This is a genomic window from Streptomyces actuosus, from assembly GCF_016921115.1.
Taxonomy (GTDB): Bacteria; Actinomycetota; Actinomycetes; order Streptomycetales; family Streptomycetaceae; genus Streptomyces; species Streptomyces actuosus_A.
Genome location: NZ_JAFFZS010000025.1, coordinates 14,682 through 31,653, shown reverse-complemented (window position 1 = coordinate 31,653; position 16,972 = coordinate 14,682). Strand labels below are relative to the sequence as shown.

Below are 16,972 nucleotides of genomic sequence, written 5' to 3'. Positions count from 1 at the left end.
GGCGGGGCAGCGGGTTCATAGCGGCACAGCGCCGCGGACGTCGTCCCGCCCGGCGAGTGCCGGGGCGGCCGGGGCAAGCGGGTGCCGTTCCACCGGCGCCACCACCGGCGCTGCCGGTGTGCGGACGCCGACGACGGCTCGGCCGCCGGTCGATGCGGACGCGGGCGTCACCCGCGGCGTAGGCCACGCCCACCGCGGCCAGGGCGAGCGAACGCCGCCAGAGGCGAGGCTGTAGAGGTCGGCTCGCGCGTCGACCGGCCGGCCTGTGACCCGCTCCGGGGCCACGTAGTCCAGGGTGCCGACGAACTCGCCCGCGGTGGTGAACCCGGTCAGTGCAAGGGACTTCTTCGCCAGCCCGAAGTCCGTGAGGTAGACGTGCTCGGGGTGGTCAGTGTCGATGCCCTTGGCGACCAGGACGTTGCCGGGCTTGACGTCCCGGTGCACCAGGTCGTGCGCATGGGCCGCGTCGAGCGCGGAGGCCGGCTGCGCTCCGATGCGCACGGCGGTCGCCACGGGCAGCGGGCCCTCCCTCTCCAACGGCATGGCGGGGGCCGGGCTCACAGAACCCGGGCCCTCGCTCACCCCACGGCGTCCGTCACGCCGCCGCGGGAACCTCCGGCCGTGCGTCGCTCGCCGCGGGCGCGAGGGCCAGTTCGAGGACCTGGCGGACGTCGGTGACGGCGTGGACGTCCAGCTTGTCCAGCACCTCGGCCGGGACGTCGTCCAGGTCGGGCTCGTTGCGCTTGGGGATGATCACCGTGGTGACCCCGGCGCGGTGCGCGGCGAGCAGCTTCTGCTTCACACCGCCGATGGGCAGCACGCGACCGGTCAGCGAGACCTCGCCGGTCATCGCCACGTCCGTGCGGACCAGGCGGCCCGACAGCAGCGAGGCCAGGGCCGTCGTCATGGTGACGCCCGCGCTCGGTCCGTCCTTGGGGACCGCGCCCGCCGGGAAGTGGATGTGCACGCCCCGGTCCTTCAGGTCGGCCACCGGCAGTTCGAGCTCCGCCCCGTGACTGCGCAGGAAGCTCAGCGCGATCTGCGCCGACTCCTTCATCACGTCGCCGAGTTGTCCGGTCAGGGTCAGGCCGGCCGCGCCCGTCTCCGGGTCGGCGAGGGACGCCTCGACGTACAGCACGTCGCCGCCGGCGCCGGTGACGGCGAGGCCCGTAGCCACGCCCGGCACCGAGGTGCGACGCTCGGCGGGGTCCTGCGCGGCCTCGGGCACGTGGTGCGGCCGGCCGATCAATCGGCGCAGATCGGCTTCGGTGACGGTGAACGGCAGTTCCCGTTCGCCGAGTTCGTGCTGGGCTGCGACCTTGCGCAGCAGCCGCGCGATCGAGCGCTCCAGGGTGCGCACGCCCGCCTCACGCGTGTACTCGCCGGCCAGCCTGCGCAGCGCGCCCTCGTCGATCGCCACCTCGTCCTCGCTCAGCCCGGCCCGCTCCAGCTGGCGCGGCAGCAGGTGGTCGCGGGCGATGACGACCTTCTCGTCCTCGGTGTAGCCGTCCAGGCGGACGATGTCCATGCGGTCCGCGAGCGCCTCCGGAACGGCCTCCAGGACGTTGGCGGTGGCGAGGAAGACGACGTCGCTGAGGTCGAGTTCGACCTCCAGGTAGTGGTCGCGGAAGGTGTGGTTCTGCGCCGGGTCCAGCACTTCGAGGAGAGCCGCGGCCGGGTCGCCCCGGAAGTCCGAGCCCACCTTGTCGATCTCGTCGAGGAGCACGACCGGGTTCATCGACCCGGCTTCCTTGACGGCGCGGACGATCCGGCCGGGCAGCGCGCCGACGTACGTACGGCGGTGGCCGCGGATCTCGGCCTCGTCCCGGACTCCGCCGAGGGCGACGCGGACGAACTTGCGTCCCATGGCGTGGGCGACGCTCTCTCCCAGGCTGGTCTTTCCGACACCGGGCGGTCCGACCAGGGCGAGTACGGCACCTCCGCGACGGCCGCCGACGACGCCGAGACCGCGGTCGCCGCGCCGCTTGCGGACGGCCAGGTACTCGGTGATGCGCTCCTTGACGTCGTCCAGGCCCGCGTGCTCGGCGTCGAGGACGGCCTTCGCGCCCTGGATGTCGTAGGCGTCCTCGGTGCGCTCGTTCCACGGCATGTCGAGGACGGTGTCGAGCCAGGTGCGGATCCAGGAGCCCTCCGGCGACTGGTCGGAGGAGCGCTCCAGCTTGTCGACCTCCTTGAGCGCGGCCTCGCGGACCTTCTCGGGCAGGTCCGCGGCCTCCACACGGGCACGGTAGTCGTCGGACTCCGCGCCGTCCTGCTCGCCGTCGAGCTCACGCAGTTCCTTGCGGACGGCCTCCAGCTGGCGGCGCAGCAGGAACTCGCGCTGCTGCTTGTCGACGCCCTCCTGGACGTCCTTGGCGATGGTCTCGGCGACGTCCTGCTCGGCGAGGTGGTCGCGCAGTTGCTGGGTGGCGAGCTTCAGGCGGGCGACGGGGTCGGCCGTCTCCAGGAGCGCCACCTTCTGCTCGGTGGTCAGGAAGGGGGAGTAGCCGGAGTTGTCGGCGAGCGCGGAGACGTCGTCGATGGCCTGGACGCGGTCGACGACCTGCCAGGCACCGCGCTTGCGCAGCCAGCTGGTGGCGAGCGCCTTGTACTCCGTGACGAGTTCGGTGACGTGCCCCGGCAGCGGCTCGGGCACGGTCTCGTCGATGCGGGTGCCCTCGACCCACAGCGCCGCGCCCGGGCCCGTGGTCCCGGCGCCGATCCGCACCCGGCCGCGACCGCGGATCAGGGCGCCCGGGTCGCCGTCGGCCAGCCGGCCGACCTGCTCGACGGTGCCGAGCACACCGGTGCCCGCGTACGTCCCGTCGATGCGTGTCACCAGCAGGACCCTGGGCTTGCCGGGCTGTGACGCGGCGGCGGCCTGGGCGGCCTCCACCGCAGCGCGCACCTCGGAGTCGTTCAGGTCCAGCGGCACGACCATGCCGGGCAGCACGACCTCGTCGTCGAGCGGCAGCACAGGCAGGATGAGCGATGCGGACGTCGAAGCCATGATCTCCCCTTCGGCATTCAAGTTGAGCTATGCCGACTCAATGCACGGCGGACCTTGATTGTTCCCCCGGCCGCGTTCGCCCTGAGCGATCAAGGGCGCCCGGGGGATCGCGGCGCAGTTGCGGGCGCCGGTTCGCGTTCCGCGACAACCACGGCAACCGCGGCAAGTGAGTGACGCGGCGCCCTCGGCGCGCTACCGGCGCTCCCTCCGGTCACCGGCCGGTGCGGGCGCGCCGGCGGGTGCCGCGGTGGTGAGCGGGGCGCTCGACCAGCGCCGCACGAGCGGCCGGCAGCCGATGCCGATCACCAGGGAGATCAGGTGCCCCCAGTCGGTCACGGGATCGGCGAGGGTCCACACACCCACCGCGGCCACTCCGCCGAACAGGGCGAGCAGCGAGCGGCGCAGCCAGGGCCCCAGCAGGCCGCTCAGGGCGCCGACGGCCGCCGCGACGCCGAAGCTGACGCCGTAGTCCAGGCGGTGCAAGGAACCCGCCGGCAGCCGGCCCGCCAGCACCGCGAGGCCGACCGGGATCTCGGTCGCGAGCGTGGCCAGCACGTGACCGGCCAGGAAGACGCCGGCCGTACGCGGACCGCCGATCCTGCGCTCCAGGGTGGCGAGCACGAGCAGGAAGAACACGGCGTACGGCGACAGGATCCCGTCGGCCACCCACAGCGCACTGGCCGCCAGCACCGTCACCGGCGCGTGCAGCAGGTGGGCCACGTCGGTGCTGGAGGCCTGGTGCAGGGCGTGCATCAGCGCGGGGTCGCCGTACCGGGCGACGAGCGAGGTCACGGCCAGGACGGCGGCGTAGCCGAGGGTGAACGGGACCGCCGCGGGACCCGGAAGCAGGCGCCGCGGGCGCGGACGCCGCACCGCCGGCAGCACCCGGTCCGGCGCCCTCCCCGGGCCGGCCCGGCGGTGGTCCGGACCGGGGTCCGGGACGGCCGCCGGGGCGGCGGAGGGGCCCGGGGCGAGGGGCGCAGCGGAGGGGGCCGGCACAGGTCTGCGCTGGGCGGGGAGCGCGTCGAGCAGCCCGGTGGGGCCGGGAAGGGGCGTGCTGCCGGACGCACCCGGTTCCGGGGCGGCGGCGGAGGCCGGGCGCGGGCGGGCCTCGGGGTCCGTGGCCGGGACGGGAGCCGGATCCCTGCCGGGAGCGGGCACGTCGGCCGGCGCGGTGCGTTCCACGGTGAGGCGCTCCTTCCGTTCGTCCCCACCCTTCGGCCCCACCCGGCCCGTTGTCTGTGACCGCCGCCACGTGCGCGCGGATTCCCGGCACTCGCCCAAGGCGTCTGCGGCAGGCTCGCGTTCACCCGGCGGCAACTCCGCTCCCGTCCGGCCACTCCCCGGAGGTACCGTCCGGCCACTCCCCCGGGGTAATTCCGTCAACGAACCGTCAGCCGGATGCCAGGATGGCGACATGTCCATCACGTACGGCACCCCCGAAGTCCTGGACCGCCGCGAGGGTCCCTACGGCGAGGTGGTGCTGCGCCGCCACGGCGGACTCCTCCAGATCATCGCCAACGGCTGCTTCCTGATGGACACCTCGGACGGCCGCTCGGAGCGGCGGCTCGTCGACGCGGCCCTGGCCGCCCTCGGCGGACGCCCGGATCCGCGGGTCCTGATCGGCGGGCTGGGGGTCGGATTCTCACTCGCGCATGCAGCCGCGAATTCCCGCTGGGGCCGCATCACGGTCGTCGAACGGGAGCCGGCGGTCATCGACTGGCACCGCACCGGCCCCCTGTCGGAGTCGACCCGAACCGCCCTCGCCGACCCGCGCACCGAGATCGTCGAAGCCGACCTCGTGACCTATGTGCATGAGACCTCGGACACGTACGACGCCCTGTGCCTGGACATCGACAACGGCCCCGACTGGACGGTGACCGAGAGCAACGGGGGACTGTACTCGCCGGCCGGACTGGCAAGCTGTGCAAGGGTGTTGAGACCGGGCGGGGTGCTCGCGGTGTGGTCGGCGAAACCGTCCCCGGAATTCGAGGGAACCTTGGGGAATGTCGGGTTCCAACAGGTGCGTACGGAAGAGATCCCCGTTGCCCGAGGCGTTCCGGACGTCGTGCACCTCGGCATCCGACCTGGATAGCAAAGCCCCGGTGACTCCCCGTACGCTGCTTCCCTGACGCCGATCATTCAAGCGTCAATCGCAGTCAAGGGATCACCCCACGGGTTCCGGAAAGCACACTTCAGGGGCGGGCGATGGAGCAGACACACACCTCCCACAACGGCACGGCGGCGGCGACCCCGGGCGCACAGCGCCGGGTTCTCGTCGTCGAGGACGACCAGACGATCGTCGACGCCATCGCGGCCCGCCTGCGCGCCGAGGGATTCGTCGTGCAGACCGCGGGCGACGGCCCGGCCGCCGTCGACACCGCCGAGGCCTGGCAGCCGGATCTGCTGATCCTGGACGTCATGCTGCCGGGCTTCGACGGCCTGGAGGTCTGCCGTCGGGTCCAGGCCCAGCGGCCCGTGCCGGTGCTGATGCTCACGGCGCGCGACGACGAGACCGACATGCTCGTCGGACTCGGGGTCGGCGCGGACGACTACATGACCAAGCCGTTCTCCATGCGGGAACTGGCCGCGCGGGTGCACGTCCTGCTGCGCCGCGTGGAGCGGGCGACGCTGGCCGCGAGCACCCCGCGCTCGGGCATCCTGCGCCTGGGCGAGCTGGAGATCGACCACGCGCAGCGCCGGGTGCGCGTGCGGGCCGAGGACGTCCACCTCACCCCGACCGAGTTCGACCTGCTGGTGTGCCTGGCGAACACCCCCCGCGCGGTGCTCTCCCGCGAGCAGCTGCTCGCGGAGGTGTGGGACTGGGCGGACGCCTCCGGCACCCGCACGGTCGACAGCCACATCAAGGCGCTGCGGCGGAAGATCGGCGCCGAGCGGATCCGCACCGTGCACGGCGTCGGCTACGCCCTGGAGACCCCGGCACCATGAGCGTCGGGCGGCCGGCCGGGCGGAGGAGCCCCGGGGACCCCTGGGGCGGCGTGCGTCCGTTCTCGATCAAGACCAAGCTGGCCGTCCTGGTCGTCGTCTCGGTGCTGATCACCACCGGACTGTCGATGATCGCCGTGCACACCAAGACCGAGCTGCGGTTCATCATGGTCTTCTCCATGATCGCGACGCTGCTGATCACACAGTTCGTGGCGCACTCGCTCACCTCCCCGCTGGACGAGATGAACGCCGTGGCCCGGTCGATCGCGCACGGCGACCACACGCGCCGGGTGCGGGAGAACCGCCGGGACGAGCTGGGCGACCTCGCACAGACGATCAACGCCATGGCCGACGAGCTGGAGGCGCAGGACCGTCAGCGCAAGGAGCTGGTGGCCAACGTCTCGCACGAGCTGCGCACGCCCATCGCGGGGCTGCGCGCGGTGCTGGAGAACGTCGTCGACGGAATCGCCGAGGCCGACCCGGAGACCATGCTCACCGCGCTGAAGCAGACGGAGCGGCTCGGCCGGCTGGTGGAGACCCTGCTGGACCTGTCGCGGCTCGACAGCGGCGTCGTGCCGCTCAAGAAGCGGCGCTTCGAGGTGTGGCCGTATCTGTCGGGCGTGCTCAAGGAGACCCAGATGGTCGCCTCGGCCCGCGTGGGGATGGCGTCGGGGTCCGGCCGCCACACCCGCACCGACGTCCATCTGCACCTGGACGTCACTCCTCCGGAGCTGTCCGCGTACGCGGACCCCGAGCGGATCCACCAGGTCGTGGCGAATCTCGTCGACAACGCCGTCAAGCACAGCCCGCCGCACGGCCGGGTCACGGTCCGGGCGAGGTCCGGGCCCTGCCCCGACTCGCTGGAGCTGGAGGTCCTGGACGAGGGGCCCGGCATCCCGAGGTCGCAGTGGCACCGGGTGTTCGAGCGCTTCAACCGCGGTGACGTCGCCCGCCCGCACGGTCCGGGCAGCGACGGCGGCACGGGACTGGGTCTGGCGATCGCCCGCTGGGCGGTCGACCTGCACGGCGGCCGGATCCGTGTGGCCGAATCGGATCGGGGTTGCCGGATACTTGTCACACTTCCGGGAGAGACATCCGCGTCACGTTGACGTAAAGTCCGAAGCGGAGCCCCAAGATCCATTGCCGTCCGGGCCGGTCGGCACGTGTGATCAGGCACAGGCCCGCGGGCGCTGCCCGCAGGGTCCGCATCGCCGTATCCCGACTCCTCCCTGCGAGAGCGGAACCACGCTTGTTTCCCGCCATTTCCAGCCCCGAAACACGCCCTCCGATGTGACTTACGCGACGATCAACCGGCCCGACCTGACCTTCCCCCTCCCGTAGGCGTAGCCTTTATTCCCGCTGTCCATCACCTTGTGAAGCGGAAGAGGGCGGTTGCCGCCGTGTCGCCACAGTCCCCCAGTAACTCGAGCGCCCCTACGACCGACGCCGACCGCGCGGGCAAGAACCCCGCTGCCGCGTTCGGTGCGAACGAGTGGCTCGTCGACGAGATCTATCAGCAGTACCTCCAGGACCCGAACTCGGTAGACCGTGCCTGGTGGGACTTCTTCGCCGATTACAAGCCGGGGGCGGCTGCCACCCCGGCTGCAACGGGTACTGCGGCCGCGGGGGCCGCAGGGACCACCACGGCGCCGCAGGCCCCGCAGCCCGCCGCTCCGGCCGCCCCCGCGGCCCCGGCGCCGCGGCCGGCCGCGGCGGCGCCGGCTCCCGCGGCGCAGGCCGCCCCGGCCCGGCCTGCGCAGCCCGCTCAGGCGCCCGCGCCGAAGCCGGCGCCGCAGCCCGCCGCCGAGGCCCCCGCGGGCCCGGAGCTGGTGACCTTGCGCGGCCCGTCCGCCGCGGTCGCGAAGAACATGGACGCCTCGCTGGAGATGCCGACCGCCACCTCGGTCCGCGCCGTCCCGGTGAAGCTGCTGTTCGACAACCGCATCGTCATCAACAACCACCTCAAGCGCGCCCGCGGCGGGAAGATCTCCTTCACGCACATCATCGGGTACGCGATGGTGCAGGCCATCAAGGCGATGCCGTCGATGAACTGGTCGTACCAGCTCAAGGACGGCAAGCCGACCCTGGTCAAGCCGGAGCACGTCAACCTGGGCCTCGCCATCGACCTGGTGAAGCCCAACGGCGACCGGCAGCTCGTCGTGGCCGCCATCAAGAAGGCCGAGACGCTGAGCTTCTTCGAGTTCTGGCAGGCCTACGAGGACATCGTCCGTCGCGCCCGCGACAACAAGCTGACGATGAACGACTTCACCGGCGTGACGGTCTCCCTGACCAACCCCGGCGGTCTCGGCACCGTGCACTCGGTCCCGCGTCTGATGCCCGGCCAGTCCGTGATCCTGGGCGTCGGCTCCATGGACTACCCCGCGGAGTTCCAGGGCACGTCCCAGGACACCCTGAACCAGCTCGGCGTCTCCAAGGTCATGACGCTCACGTCGACCTACGACCACCGGGTCATCCAGGGCGCCGCGTCCGGCGAGTTCCTGCGCCAGGTCGCCAACCTGCTGCTCGGCCAGAACGGCTTCTACGACGACGTCTTCGAGGCGCTGCGCATCCCCTACGAGCCGGTCCGCTGGCTGAGGGACATCGACGCCTCGCACGACGACGACGTCACCAAGGCCGCCCGCGTCTTCGAGCTGATCCACTCCTACCGGGTCCGCGGCCACGTCATGGCCGACACCGACCCGCTGGAGTACAAGCAGCGCAAGCACCCCGACCTGGACATCGTCGAGCACGGCCTCACCCTGTGGGACCTGGAGCGCGAGTTCGCCGTCGGCGGCTTCGCCGGCAAGTCGATGATGAAGCTGCGCGACATCCTCGGCGTGCTGCGCGACTCGTACTGCCGCACCACCGGCATCGAGTTCATGCACATCCAGGACCCCAAGCAGCGCAAGTGGATCCAGGACCGCGTGGAGCGCCAGCACTCCAAGATGGAGCGCGAGGAGCAGCTGCGGATCCTGCGCCGCCTGAACGCCGCGGAGGCCTTCGAGACCTTCCTGCAGACGAAGTACGTCGGCCAGAAGCGCTTCTCGCTGGAGGGCGGCGAGTCCGTCATCCCGCTGCTCGACGCGGTCATCGACTCCGCCGCCGAGTCCCGCCTGGACGAGGTCGTCATCGGCATGGCCCACCGGGGCCGCCTGAACGTCCTGGCGAACATCGTCGGCAAGTCGTACGCGCAGATCTTCCGCGAGTTCGAGGGCAACCTCGACCCGAAGTCGATGCACGGCTCCGGCGACGTGAAGTACCACCTGGGCGCCGAGGGCACCTTCACCGGCCTGGACGGCGAGCAGATCAAGGTCTCGCTGGTGGCCAACCCCTCGCACCTGGAGGCGGTCGACCCCGTCCTGGAGGGCGTGGCGAGGGCCAAGCAGGACATCATCAACAAGGGCGGCACGGACTTCACGGTCCTGCCGATGGCGATCCACGGCGACGCGGCCTTCGCGGGCCAGGGCGTGGTGGCCGAGACCCTGAACATGTCGCAGCTGCGGGGCTACCGCACCGGCGGCACGGTCCACATCGTCATCAACAACCAGGTCGGCTTCACCGCCGCCCCGGAGTCCTCGCGTTCGTCCATGTACGCGACGGACGTGGCGCGCATGATCGAGGCGCCGATCTTCCACGTGAACGGCGACGACCCGGAGGCCGTGGTCCGCGTCGCGCGTCTGGCCTTCGAGTTCCGCCAGGCCTTCAACAAGGACGTGGTGATCGACCTCATCTGCTACCGCCGCCGCGGTCACAACGAGTCGGACAACCCGGCCTTCACCCAGCCGCTGATGTACGACCTGATCGACAAGAAGCGCTCGGTGCGCAAGCTGTACACCGAGTCCCTGATCGGTCGCGGCGACATCACCCTGGAAGAGGCCGAGCAGGCGCTCCAGGACTACCAGGGGCAGCTGGAGAAGGTCTTCACGGAGGTCCGCGAGGCCACCTCGCAGCCGGCCCCCGGCGGCGACCACGCGCCGCAGGACGGCTTCCCCGTCGCGGTGCCGACCGCGATCTCCACGGAGGTCGTCAAGCGCATCGCCGAGTCGCAGGTCACCGTCCCCGACAGCATCACCGTCCACCCGCGCCTGCTGCCGCAGCTCCAGCGCCGGGCGTCGATGGTCGAGGACGGCACGATCGACTGGGGCATGGGCGAGACCCTCGCCGTCGGCTCGCTGCTGCTGGAGGGCGTCCCGGTCCGCCTGGCCGGCCAGGACTCCCAGCGCGGCACCTTCGGCCAGCGCCACGCGGTCATCATCGACCGCAGCACCGGCGAGGAGTACACGCCGCTGCAGTACCTCTCCGAGGACCAGGCGCGGCTCAACGTCTACAACTCCCTGCTCTCCGAGTACGCGGCGATGGGCTTCGAGTACGGCTACTCGCTGGCCCGGCCCGACGCGCTCGTGATGTGGGAGGCTCAGTTCGGCGACTTCGTCAACGGCGCCCAGACGGTCGTCGACGAGTTCATCTCCTCGGCGGAGCAGAAGTGGGGCCAGACCTCCGGCGTCACCCTGCTGCTGCCGCACGGCTACGAGGGCCAGGGCCCGGACCACTCCTCGGCCCGCCCGGAGCGCTTCCTGCAGCTGTGCGCGCAGAACAACATGACGGTCGCCATGCCGACGCTGCCGTCGAACTACTTCCACCTCCTGCGGTGGCAGGTGCACAACCCGCACCACAAGCCGCTGGTCGTCTTCACGCCGAAGTCGATGCTGCGCCTGAAGGCCGCGGCCTCGAAGGCGGAGGAGTTCACGACGGGCGAGTTCCGCCCGGTCATCGGCGACGCCTCGGTCGACCCGGCCGCCGTCCGCAAGGTCGTCTTCTGCGCGGGCAAGGTCTACTACGACCTGGCCGCCGAGCGCGACAAGCGCGGCGCGACGGACACCGCGATCATCCGCATCGAGCGCCTGTACCCGCTGCCGGGTGCCGAGCTCCAGGCGGAGATCAGCAAGTACCCGAACGCCGAGAAGTACCTGTGGGTCCAGGAGGAGCCGGCCAACCAGGGCGCCTGGCCGTTCATCGCCCTGAACCTGATCGACCACCTGGACCTGGCGGTCGGCGCGGACATCCCGGCCGGCGAGCGTCTGCGCCGCATCTCGCGCCCGCACGGCTCGTCCCCGGCCGTGGGCTCGGCGAAGCGGCACCAGGCCGAGCAGGAGCAGCTGGTGCGGGAGGTGTTCGAGGCGTAGGCCTCCGGACGATGTCGAACAGGCACTGACGCAGGCGCCCGGTCGGGCACCTGCGGGCCGTGCGGAAGGGTCCGGTCCCCGATGGGGCCGGGCCTTTCGGCCGTCCGGGCCCTTCCGCCGTGCGGACCCGGCACCGGCACCGGTCCCGGACGACCGTGGGCCGGTGCGCCCGCCCGGCCGGTGCGCACCCCGGGCCGGTGCATCCCCGGGCGGTGCACCCCCGGGCCGGTGGCCACAGCCGGGCACCGCGGTGCGGAGGTCGCGGGCGCCGCGGGTCGCTCGACCCGTCACGCCGACCGTCCTTGCGTCCTTGCGTCCTTGCGTCCTTGCGTCCTTGCGTCCTTGCGTCCTTGCGTCCTTGCGTCCTTGCGTCCTTGCGTCCTTGCGCCCTTGCGCCCTTGCGCCCTTGCGCCCTTGCGTCCGGCGGCAACTCCCCTGCCCCAAAACGGTGTTGATGTATCGGAGCCAACCCTGGGAGCCCCGGGAGGTTTCCCCCTACGCTGGGGAAACCGCGGGACTGGGCATCGTGAGGGGGCGCCATGGTCGGGGTCGGGGAGCATCCGCAGGACGGCGACCGGGAACGCCATCCGGAGCTGGACGAACTGGCCGACTGGTTCGCGCAGGCCGTCGAGAACGCGGGATACCGCAGCCCCGGCGCGGTCGTGCGGGCCGAACTCGCCCACGAGAACGTGGTGCTCGGTATCGCCGACGCCACCAAGCTGTTCAGCCTCCCCCAGGTCAAGTCGTACGCCGTCGCGCTCGGCCGGGACGCGGCGGAGGTCGCTCCGCTCTGGTTCCGGGCCAAGGCCGCCATGGACCGGGCCGCGGAAGCGGGCCGGCAGGAGCGGGCACCGCGGTTGACGTCGTGGACGGAACTGCCCCGGCCCACCCTGGCGTTGCGCACCCTGCTGGAGGCGCAGACGCGGGCGATGGAGCGGCTGCCGTACGACCTGCTCGGTGTGGAGGAGCCTCCGCTGTCCGCGGTGTACGTCCGTCAGCAGGTCCGCACCCCGCGCGACGCCGTGCCGGCGACGACCGAACGCCGGGGCGGCGAGCCCGGCAACCGGCCGGAGACGAAGTCCGCCGAGCCCGGGCGGGCCGAGACCCGCCTGCCGGTCCCGGAGGCTCTCGCCCGACACGAACATCTGCTGATCACCGGCGAGCCCGGGGCCGGCAAGTCGACGCTGACCAGCCATCTGGCCCGCACCCTGGCCCGCATCTGGCTCCGCGACGAGAGCAGCAGTCTCTCGGCGCCGCTCGCCGAGCCCGTCCTGCCGGTCCGCATCGCCGCGCACACGCTCACCGGCGACGCGGACACCTGGAGCGCGACGCTGGACCGCGCCGTACGCCGCAGCCTGGGCCCGAGCCTGATCGCCGACCCCGCGCCGTGGCTGTTCCAGGGCCGGGTGAGCGGAGCGCGCTGGCTGGTCCTCCTGGACGGGCTGGACGAGATCACCGACCACGAGTCGCGCAAGACCGTGATCAAGGCCATCGCGCAGCACGCCCGGGCCGAGAGCGTCTACCGCTTCGTGATCACCAGTCGGCCGCTGCCCGACGCCGAGTTGTCGCCCCTGCGGTCGGCGGCGCTCGGCGAGTACGCGCTGGAGCCCTTCGGCCCCGAGGAACTGCGCGAGTTCGCCGCGAAGTGGTTCGCCACCCAGTTCGGCGACGAGCGGCGCGCCCGGGCCGCCACGGACCGGTTCCTCCAGGAGACCGAGGACAGCCGCCTGCGGGAGCTGGTGCAGAATCCGCTGCTGGCCACCATCGCCGCGGTGAACGCGACCGTCAGCCCCGACCGCCGGCTGCCCACCAACCGCGTCAGTCTCTACCGGAGCTTCTTCGCCCGCCTGCTGACACCGGGAACCGCGGGCGACCGGACCGGGCGGGTCGCCCTGCGCCGCCGGCTGCGGGACGACCCGGACCGCTTGGAACTGCACCTCTGGCTCGACCGCCGCAAGCCCGCCCTGCTCCGCATGCTGGGGCGCCACCGCCTGGACGACGCCGGACCGCTGCTCGACGGGGCGGTGCGCTGGGTCCGGGAGAACGCGCCGGCAGTCGTGGAGCACCTGGCCGGCTGGGAGGACGACCTCCCCGACTTCCTGCGCAGCACCGGTCTGCTCGTCAGTGAGCAGGACGGCTTCCGGTTCCTGCACCACTCCTTCGCCGAGTACTTCGCCGCCGAGGCGTACGCGGAGCAGAGCCCGTCCGACTTCCCCGACGCGGAGTCGTGGTTCTGGCGGGCCTTCCAGGACGACGACCAGACCCTGTCCGTGTTCGTGCTGTGCCTGTGGGCGAAGCAGCCCGGCAACGACCCCGACTTGATCGCCGAACGCCTGCGGTCGGGCTCGGCGGGCGGCTACGAGCGCCCGCTGCTGGGCGGCGTCCTGCTCGCCGAGGGCGTCCGGTTCGGCGAGGCGCACACCCGAGAGCTGATCGAGAGCCTGCTGCGCATCGGCTGCTGCACCTGGCAGTCCGACGTGCAGGAGGAGGCGTTCAGCGTACTGGGCAGCCTGGCACACCTGCCCGTCGTGGCCGGCCGACTGGAGCGGATCGCCCGGACGGTCCATCTGCCGATCGAACTGCGGCTGCTCGCGCTCCAGGCCTTCAGCCTGCTCGGCCGGGACGCCGTGGCCGAGGAGGTACTGACCGCCCTGCTGGGCGGCTTGTACCGCTGGCTCGACCGGGCGGCCCGGATCGCCGCGGCCCTCGGGCCGGGCGCCAAGGAGGCGGTACGGCGGCGCGCCCGGGAGCTGATGGACGCACCGGGTGTCGATCCGTCGGTCTGCGACGCCGCGCTGAAGGCCCTGGTCCGGCTCGACATGTTCGAGGAGGTGACGTCGCTGGCGGGCGCCGCGCTGGTCGATCCCTCCTTCCGGTCCGGGTCGGTACGCCAGATCACCGACTCCTGGCTCACGGCCGCGGTCCCGGGCACGACGCACGACGTGGCCGACGCGATCGTCGCGGCGATCCGGCAGCGCCCCGTCGGCGACGCCTCCTGCCATGTGGCGGCCGGCCGGGTGCTGGAGAAGTACGGCGAGGTCCAGGCCGCCGCCGGCATCGCCCGCGGACTTCTCGCCGCGGACGCGACGTGGACGGACGCCGTGGCGGAGTGGGCCGCCGACACCTTGGTCAAGGCCGAGGGCGAGAACGCCGGGCAGGAGCTGGCAGAGGCCCTGGGGCGCAGCGGCCCGGACGCGGGCCACTATCCGTGGGTGCCGGCGCGGCTCCATTCGGCCCAGGCACGGCTCGGCGCCCGGGAGGAGGCCGGGGCATGGGCCCGGGAGATGCTGGCCCGTTCCCACTGGTCCATCGGCTTCGCGGACCGGGCCGTCGGGACATGGCTGACGGCCGCAGGCCCGCCGGCCGTCGAGGACGTGATGCGGCACACCGACCGTGGCCGGCTGATCCTCGCGGACGACCGCCCCGACGTCGCCCAGCTGCTGTCCGACGCCGGGGCACGCGACGAGGCCGACGAGATCGCCGAGCTGTCCCTGCGTACCCCCTTCGGCTACCAGGAGGGATACGAGACGGCCGCCCGCCTCCTGATCAAGAACCGGGGGATCACGGGCGTCGAGCTGCTCCCGCAGATCTGGAAGTCGGTACCCGGCCTGGACCAGAACAGCAACTGGCTGCTGGGCGTGTCCAAGGCGCTGCCGGACTGCAAGGAGCAGTGGGACCGGCTGCTGCCGGTCGTCTCGGAACTGGCCCGGGAGCTCGTCGCGCTGCCCGCGGCGGACGGCGGGGCCGTCCTGTCGGGGCTCAGACTGCTCTTCGCCGCCGAGGGCACCGAGGCCGTGCCGTTCGCGGTGCGGACGGCCACCCGGCGGTCGTGGCTGTCCTGGTGGCACATCCGGGAGATCGCCGCCGAGTGCGCGGCGTTCGGGCGCACGGACGCCGCGCTGACCGTGTGGCGCTTCATCCTGACGCACTCCCACACCCCCTACGGCCCGCAGTGGGACACGCTGACGGACGTCCAGTCGGCGGACGCGGGCCCGGCGGTGGCCGCCCTGCTCCGCGAGCTCCTCGCCGACGACACGCTCCATCCGCCCCGCCGCCTGTGCTTCCGCCAGCTCCTGGCCTGCCTCGACGAGGCCTCCGCCGGCGGGAACCCGGCGGGCGCGGCCACTCCGTAGGCTGTTCCCAGCACCCCGTACGAGCGCAGGAGAACACCCGTGTACTTCACCGACCGAGGCATCGAAGAACTGGAGAAGCGGCGCGGCGAGGAAGAGATCACCTTCGAGTGGCTCGCCGAGCAGCTGCGGACGTTCGTCGACCTGAACCCGGACTTCGAGGTGCCGGTGGAGCGGCTGGCGACCTGGCTGGCGCGCCTGGACGACGAGGACGACGAGTAGGCACCGCGGAGCCGGACCATCCGGGGCGGGTCCGCCCGCGACCTGCTCGACCCGGCCTCCGGCTCCCCGCCCCCGTCTCCCCACCGTCCGGATCCCGGCCGGGCCCGCACCCGACGGCCTCCGTGCGACGGCTCACGGCTCACGGCTCACGGCTCACGGCTCACGGCTCACGGCTCACGGCTCACGGCTCACGGCTCACGCGTATCCCGCTTCCGCCTGCGACTTCCACGCGCGGCGTGTCACAGGTGGGCGCGCGGCTCCGGCGGTCCGCGCACGACGGCCGTACCCGGCTCCCGTCCCGCCTCACGCGTCCGGCTCACGCGTCCGGCCCACGGCCGGGTGTTCCCGTGGGGACGGAGGTCGCAGCCCGGGCGGACCGCGCCGCACGGCCGGTCCTCGGCCGGGCGGGGCCCCTGCCCTGCCGTCAGGTCCCGCCCCGGGACGCCGGAACCCGCCGGTTCGCGACACGGTCCGCGTCCTTCGCCAGGCTCGACGCCCCGTGCCCCAGCAGGAGCGCCCCTGCTGCGGCCCAGCCGCCGTCGCGGCGCCGCAGACCCCACAAGATCAGTGGCAGGCCTGCCGCGACCTGGGCGAAGGCCGCCGCGCGGACGCCACCCGTCCAGGGCGGGAGGGGCCAGCGGGCCCTCGAGCCGAGCCGGCCGTCGTGGACGGTGTCCGGTACCGCACGCACCGTCTCGCGCAGTCCCCGGGGCTCGACGCGGCGGGCCTCGGGCCGGGCGCCGGCGGCCTCGCGCAGGCGGTCCGCGGACTCGCCGGGATCGAGGCCGGGCGGCAGCCCCACCCCGGCCCGGCTGAGAAGTGCGAGCAGACCCCGCAGCCGGGCGCGGGCATCGGTCCCGGGGGCGGGCACGGCCAGTCCTTCCAGACTCTGCACGTCCAGGACGGGGTCGAGGCCGAGACGCGCGGCGAACGTGCGCAGCGCCTCGTCCTCGCCGGCCGGCGTGCCGTCGGCCAGCCAGATGTAGCCGACGGGGCGGCGGAAGCCCGAGGCGAGGGCGAAGCCCGCCCGGTCGGCGTCCCACCACAGGGCGAGGGCGGGCCAGGGCGCGCCGACGGCGAGCGCGGCGGCCCAGCCGGTGACGACGCGGTCGACCGGCTCCCCGCCATGGCGCCAGGGACGGCCCTCGGGAACGAGGACCGTCCAGTCGTCACCCGCGGGGGCGAGCACCAGGGGCTCGCGCAGGAGCCGGGCGACGGGGGCGACGGAGTCGGGCCGCGCGCGGCAGATCAGCAGGGCGCCCGCTGCGGCGGACGCGTGCGAGGGATCCGCCGGGAACTTGTCCGTCGGCATGGTCACACGCTAGACCGACCCGCCGTCACGGACCGCCGGTGATCGCCACATCGAGTGACGGGAACAGCCTTGACTTCCCCGGGCCGCGATATATCGTGAATGACGAAGACACGATATGGCGTGTCGCGTGGTCGCCGTCGGTCCCGTGGAGGACGGCCGGCCGGTCGAG

The 16,972-nt window shown here is 72.7% G+C and carries 9 protein-coding genes and 1 pseudogene; 6 read left to right on the top strand and 4 right to left on the bottom strand.

The features are described from left to right. Window positions 1-222 precede the first annotated feature (222 nt). The 3 genes and pseudogenes from JS756_RS25480 to JS756_RS25470 form a co-directional block, all read right to left on the bottom strand. A pseudogene (locus JS756_RS25480) lies at window positions 223-537 on the bottom strand (protein kinase domain-containing protein); the annotation flags it as partial. Window positions 538-595: 58 nt separating this feature from the next. Continuing rightward, entirely contained in the window at window positions 596-3,010 is a 2,415-nt protein-coding gene (gene lon, locus JS756_RS25475) for an endopeptidase La (RefSeq protein ID WP_205385530.1), read from the bottom strand. A 192-nt stretch (window positions 3,011-3,202) separates the two neighbouring features. Beyond that, window positions 3,203-4,195, bottom strand: a complete 993-nt coding sequence (locus JS756_RS25470; protein WP_307791050.1) for a rhomboid-like protein — start codon at window positions 4,193-4,195, stop codon at window positions 3,203-3,205. Between the two features lie 232 nt (window positions 4,196-4,427). Between JS756_RS25470 and JS756_RS25465 the strand changes: the two genes are divergently transcribed. From JS756_RS25465 to JS756_RS25440, 6 genes are all read left to right on the top strand, one after another. Continuing rightward, entirely contained in the window at window positions 4,428-5,105 is a 678-nt protein-coding gene (locus JS756_RS25465; RefSeq protein WP_205385529.1) for a spermine/spermidine synthase domain-containing protein, read from the top strand. Window positions 5,106-5,218: 113 nt separating this feature from the next. Then, a complete protein-coding gene (locus tag JS756_RS25460) occupies window positions 5,219-5,959 on the top strand; it encodes a response regulator transcription factor (protein WP_205385528.1) in 741 nt (246 codons plus the stop codon). Further along, window positions 5,956-7,065 (top strand): sensor histidine kinase, encoded by a 1,110-nt coding sequence (locus JS756_RS25455; RefSeq protein ID WP_205385527.1) that lies wholly within the window; start codon window positions 5,956-5,958, stop codon window positions 7,063-7,065. Before JS756_RS25460 ends, JS756_RS25455 begins: the two co-directional genes overlap by 4 nt. Window positions 7,066-7,356: 291 nt before the next feature. Then, a complete protein-coding gene (locus tag JS756_RS25450; RefSeq protein WP_205385526.1) occupies window positions 7,357-11,139 on the top strand; it encodes a multifunctional oxoglutarate decarboxylase/oxoglutarate dehydrogenase thiamine pyrophosphate-binding subunit/dihydrolipoyllysine-residue succinyltransferase subunit in 3,783 nt (1,260 codons plus the stop codon). A gap of 539 nt (window positions 11,140-11,678) precedes the next feature. Further along, the gene (locus tag JS756_RS25445) at window positions 11,679-15,272 is read left to right on the top strand and encodes an NACHT domain-containing protein (RefSeq protein WP_205385525.1); all 3,594 of its coding nucleotides are present in this window, start codon (window positions 11,679-11,681) and stop codon (window positions 15,270-15,272) included. A gap of 39 nt (window positions 15,273-15,311) precedes the next feature. Further along, window positions 15,312-15,491 (top strand): DUF6104 family protein, encoded by a 180-nt coding sequence (locus JS756_RS25440; RefSeq protein ID WP_028420339.1) that lies wholly within the window; start codon window positions 15,312-15,314, stop codon window positions 15,489-15,491. Between the two features lie 424 nt (window positions 15,492-15,915). Here the strand turns inward: JS756_RS25440 and JS756_RS25435 are convergent, their stop codons facing one another. Next, window positions 15,916-16,803 (bottom strand): hypothetical protein, encoded by an 888-nt coding sequence (locus tag JS756_RS25435; protein ID WP_205385524.1) that lies wholly within the window; start codon window positions 16,801-16,803, stop codon window positions 15,916-15,918. Window positions 16,804-16,972 lie beyond the last annotated feature (169 nt).

What these genes read in the sequence shown, in the direction of transcription:
- lon (WP_205385530.1), bottom strand. Translation starts at nt 3,010, where the DNA reads ATGGCTTCGACGTCCGCATCGCTCATCCTGCCTGTGCTGCCGCTCGAC.
- JS756_RS25465 (WP_205385529.1), top strand. Translation starts at nt 4,428, where the DNA reads ATGTCCATCACGTACGGCACCCCCGAAGTCCTGGACCGCCGCGAGGGT.
- JS756_RS25460 (WP_205385528.1), top strand. Translation starts at nt 5,219, where the DNA reads ATGGAGCAGACACACACCTCCCACAACGGCACGGCGGCGGCGACCCCG.
- JS756_RS25455 (WP_205385527.1), top strand. Translation starts at nt 5,956, where the DNA reads ATGAGCGTCGGGCGGCCGGCCGGGCGGAGGAGCCCCGGGGACCCCTGG.
- JS756_RS25445 (WP_205385525.1), top strand. Translation starts at nt 11,679, where the DNA reads ATGGTCGGGGTCGGGGAGCATCCGCAGGACGGCGACCGGGAACGCCAT.
- JS756_RS25435 (WP_205385524.1), bottom strand. Translation starts at nt 16,803, where the DNA reads ATGCCGACGGACAAGTTCCCGGCGGATCCCTCGCACGCGTCCGCCGCA.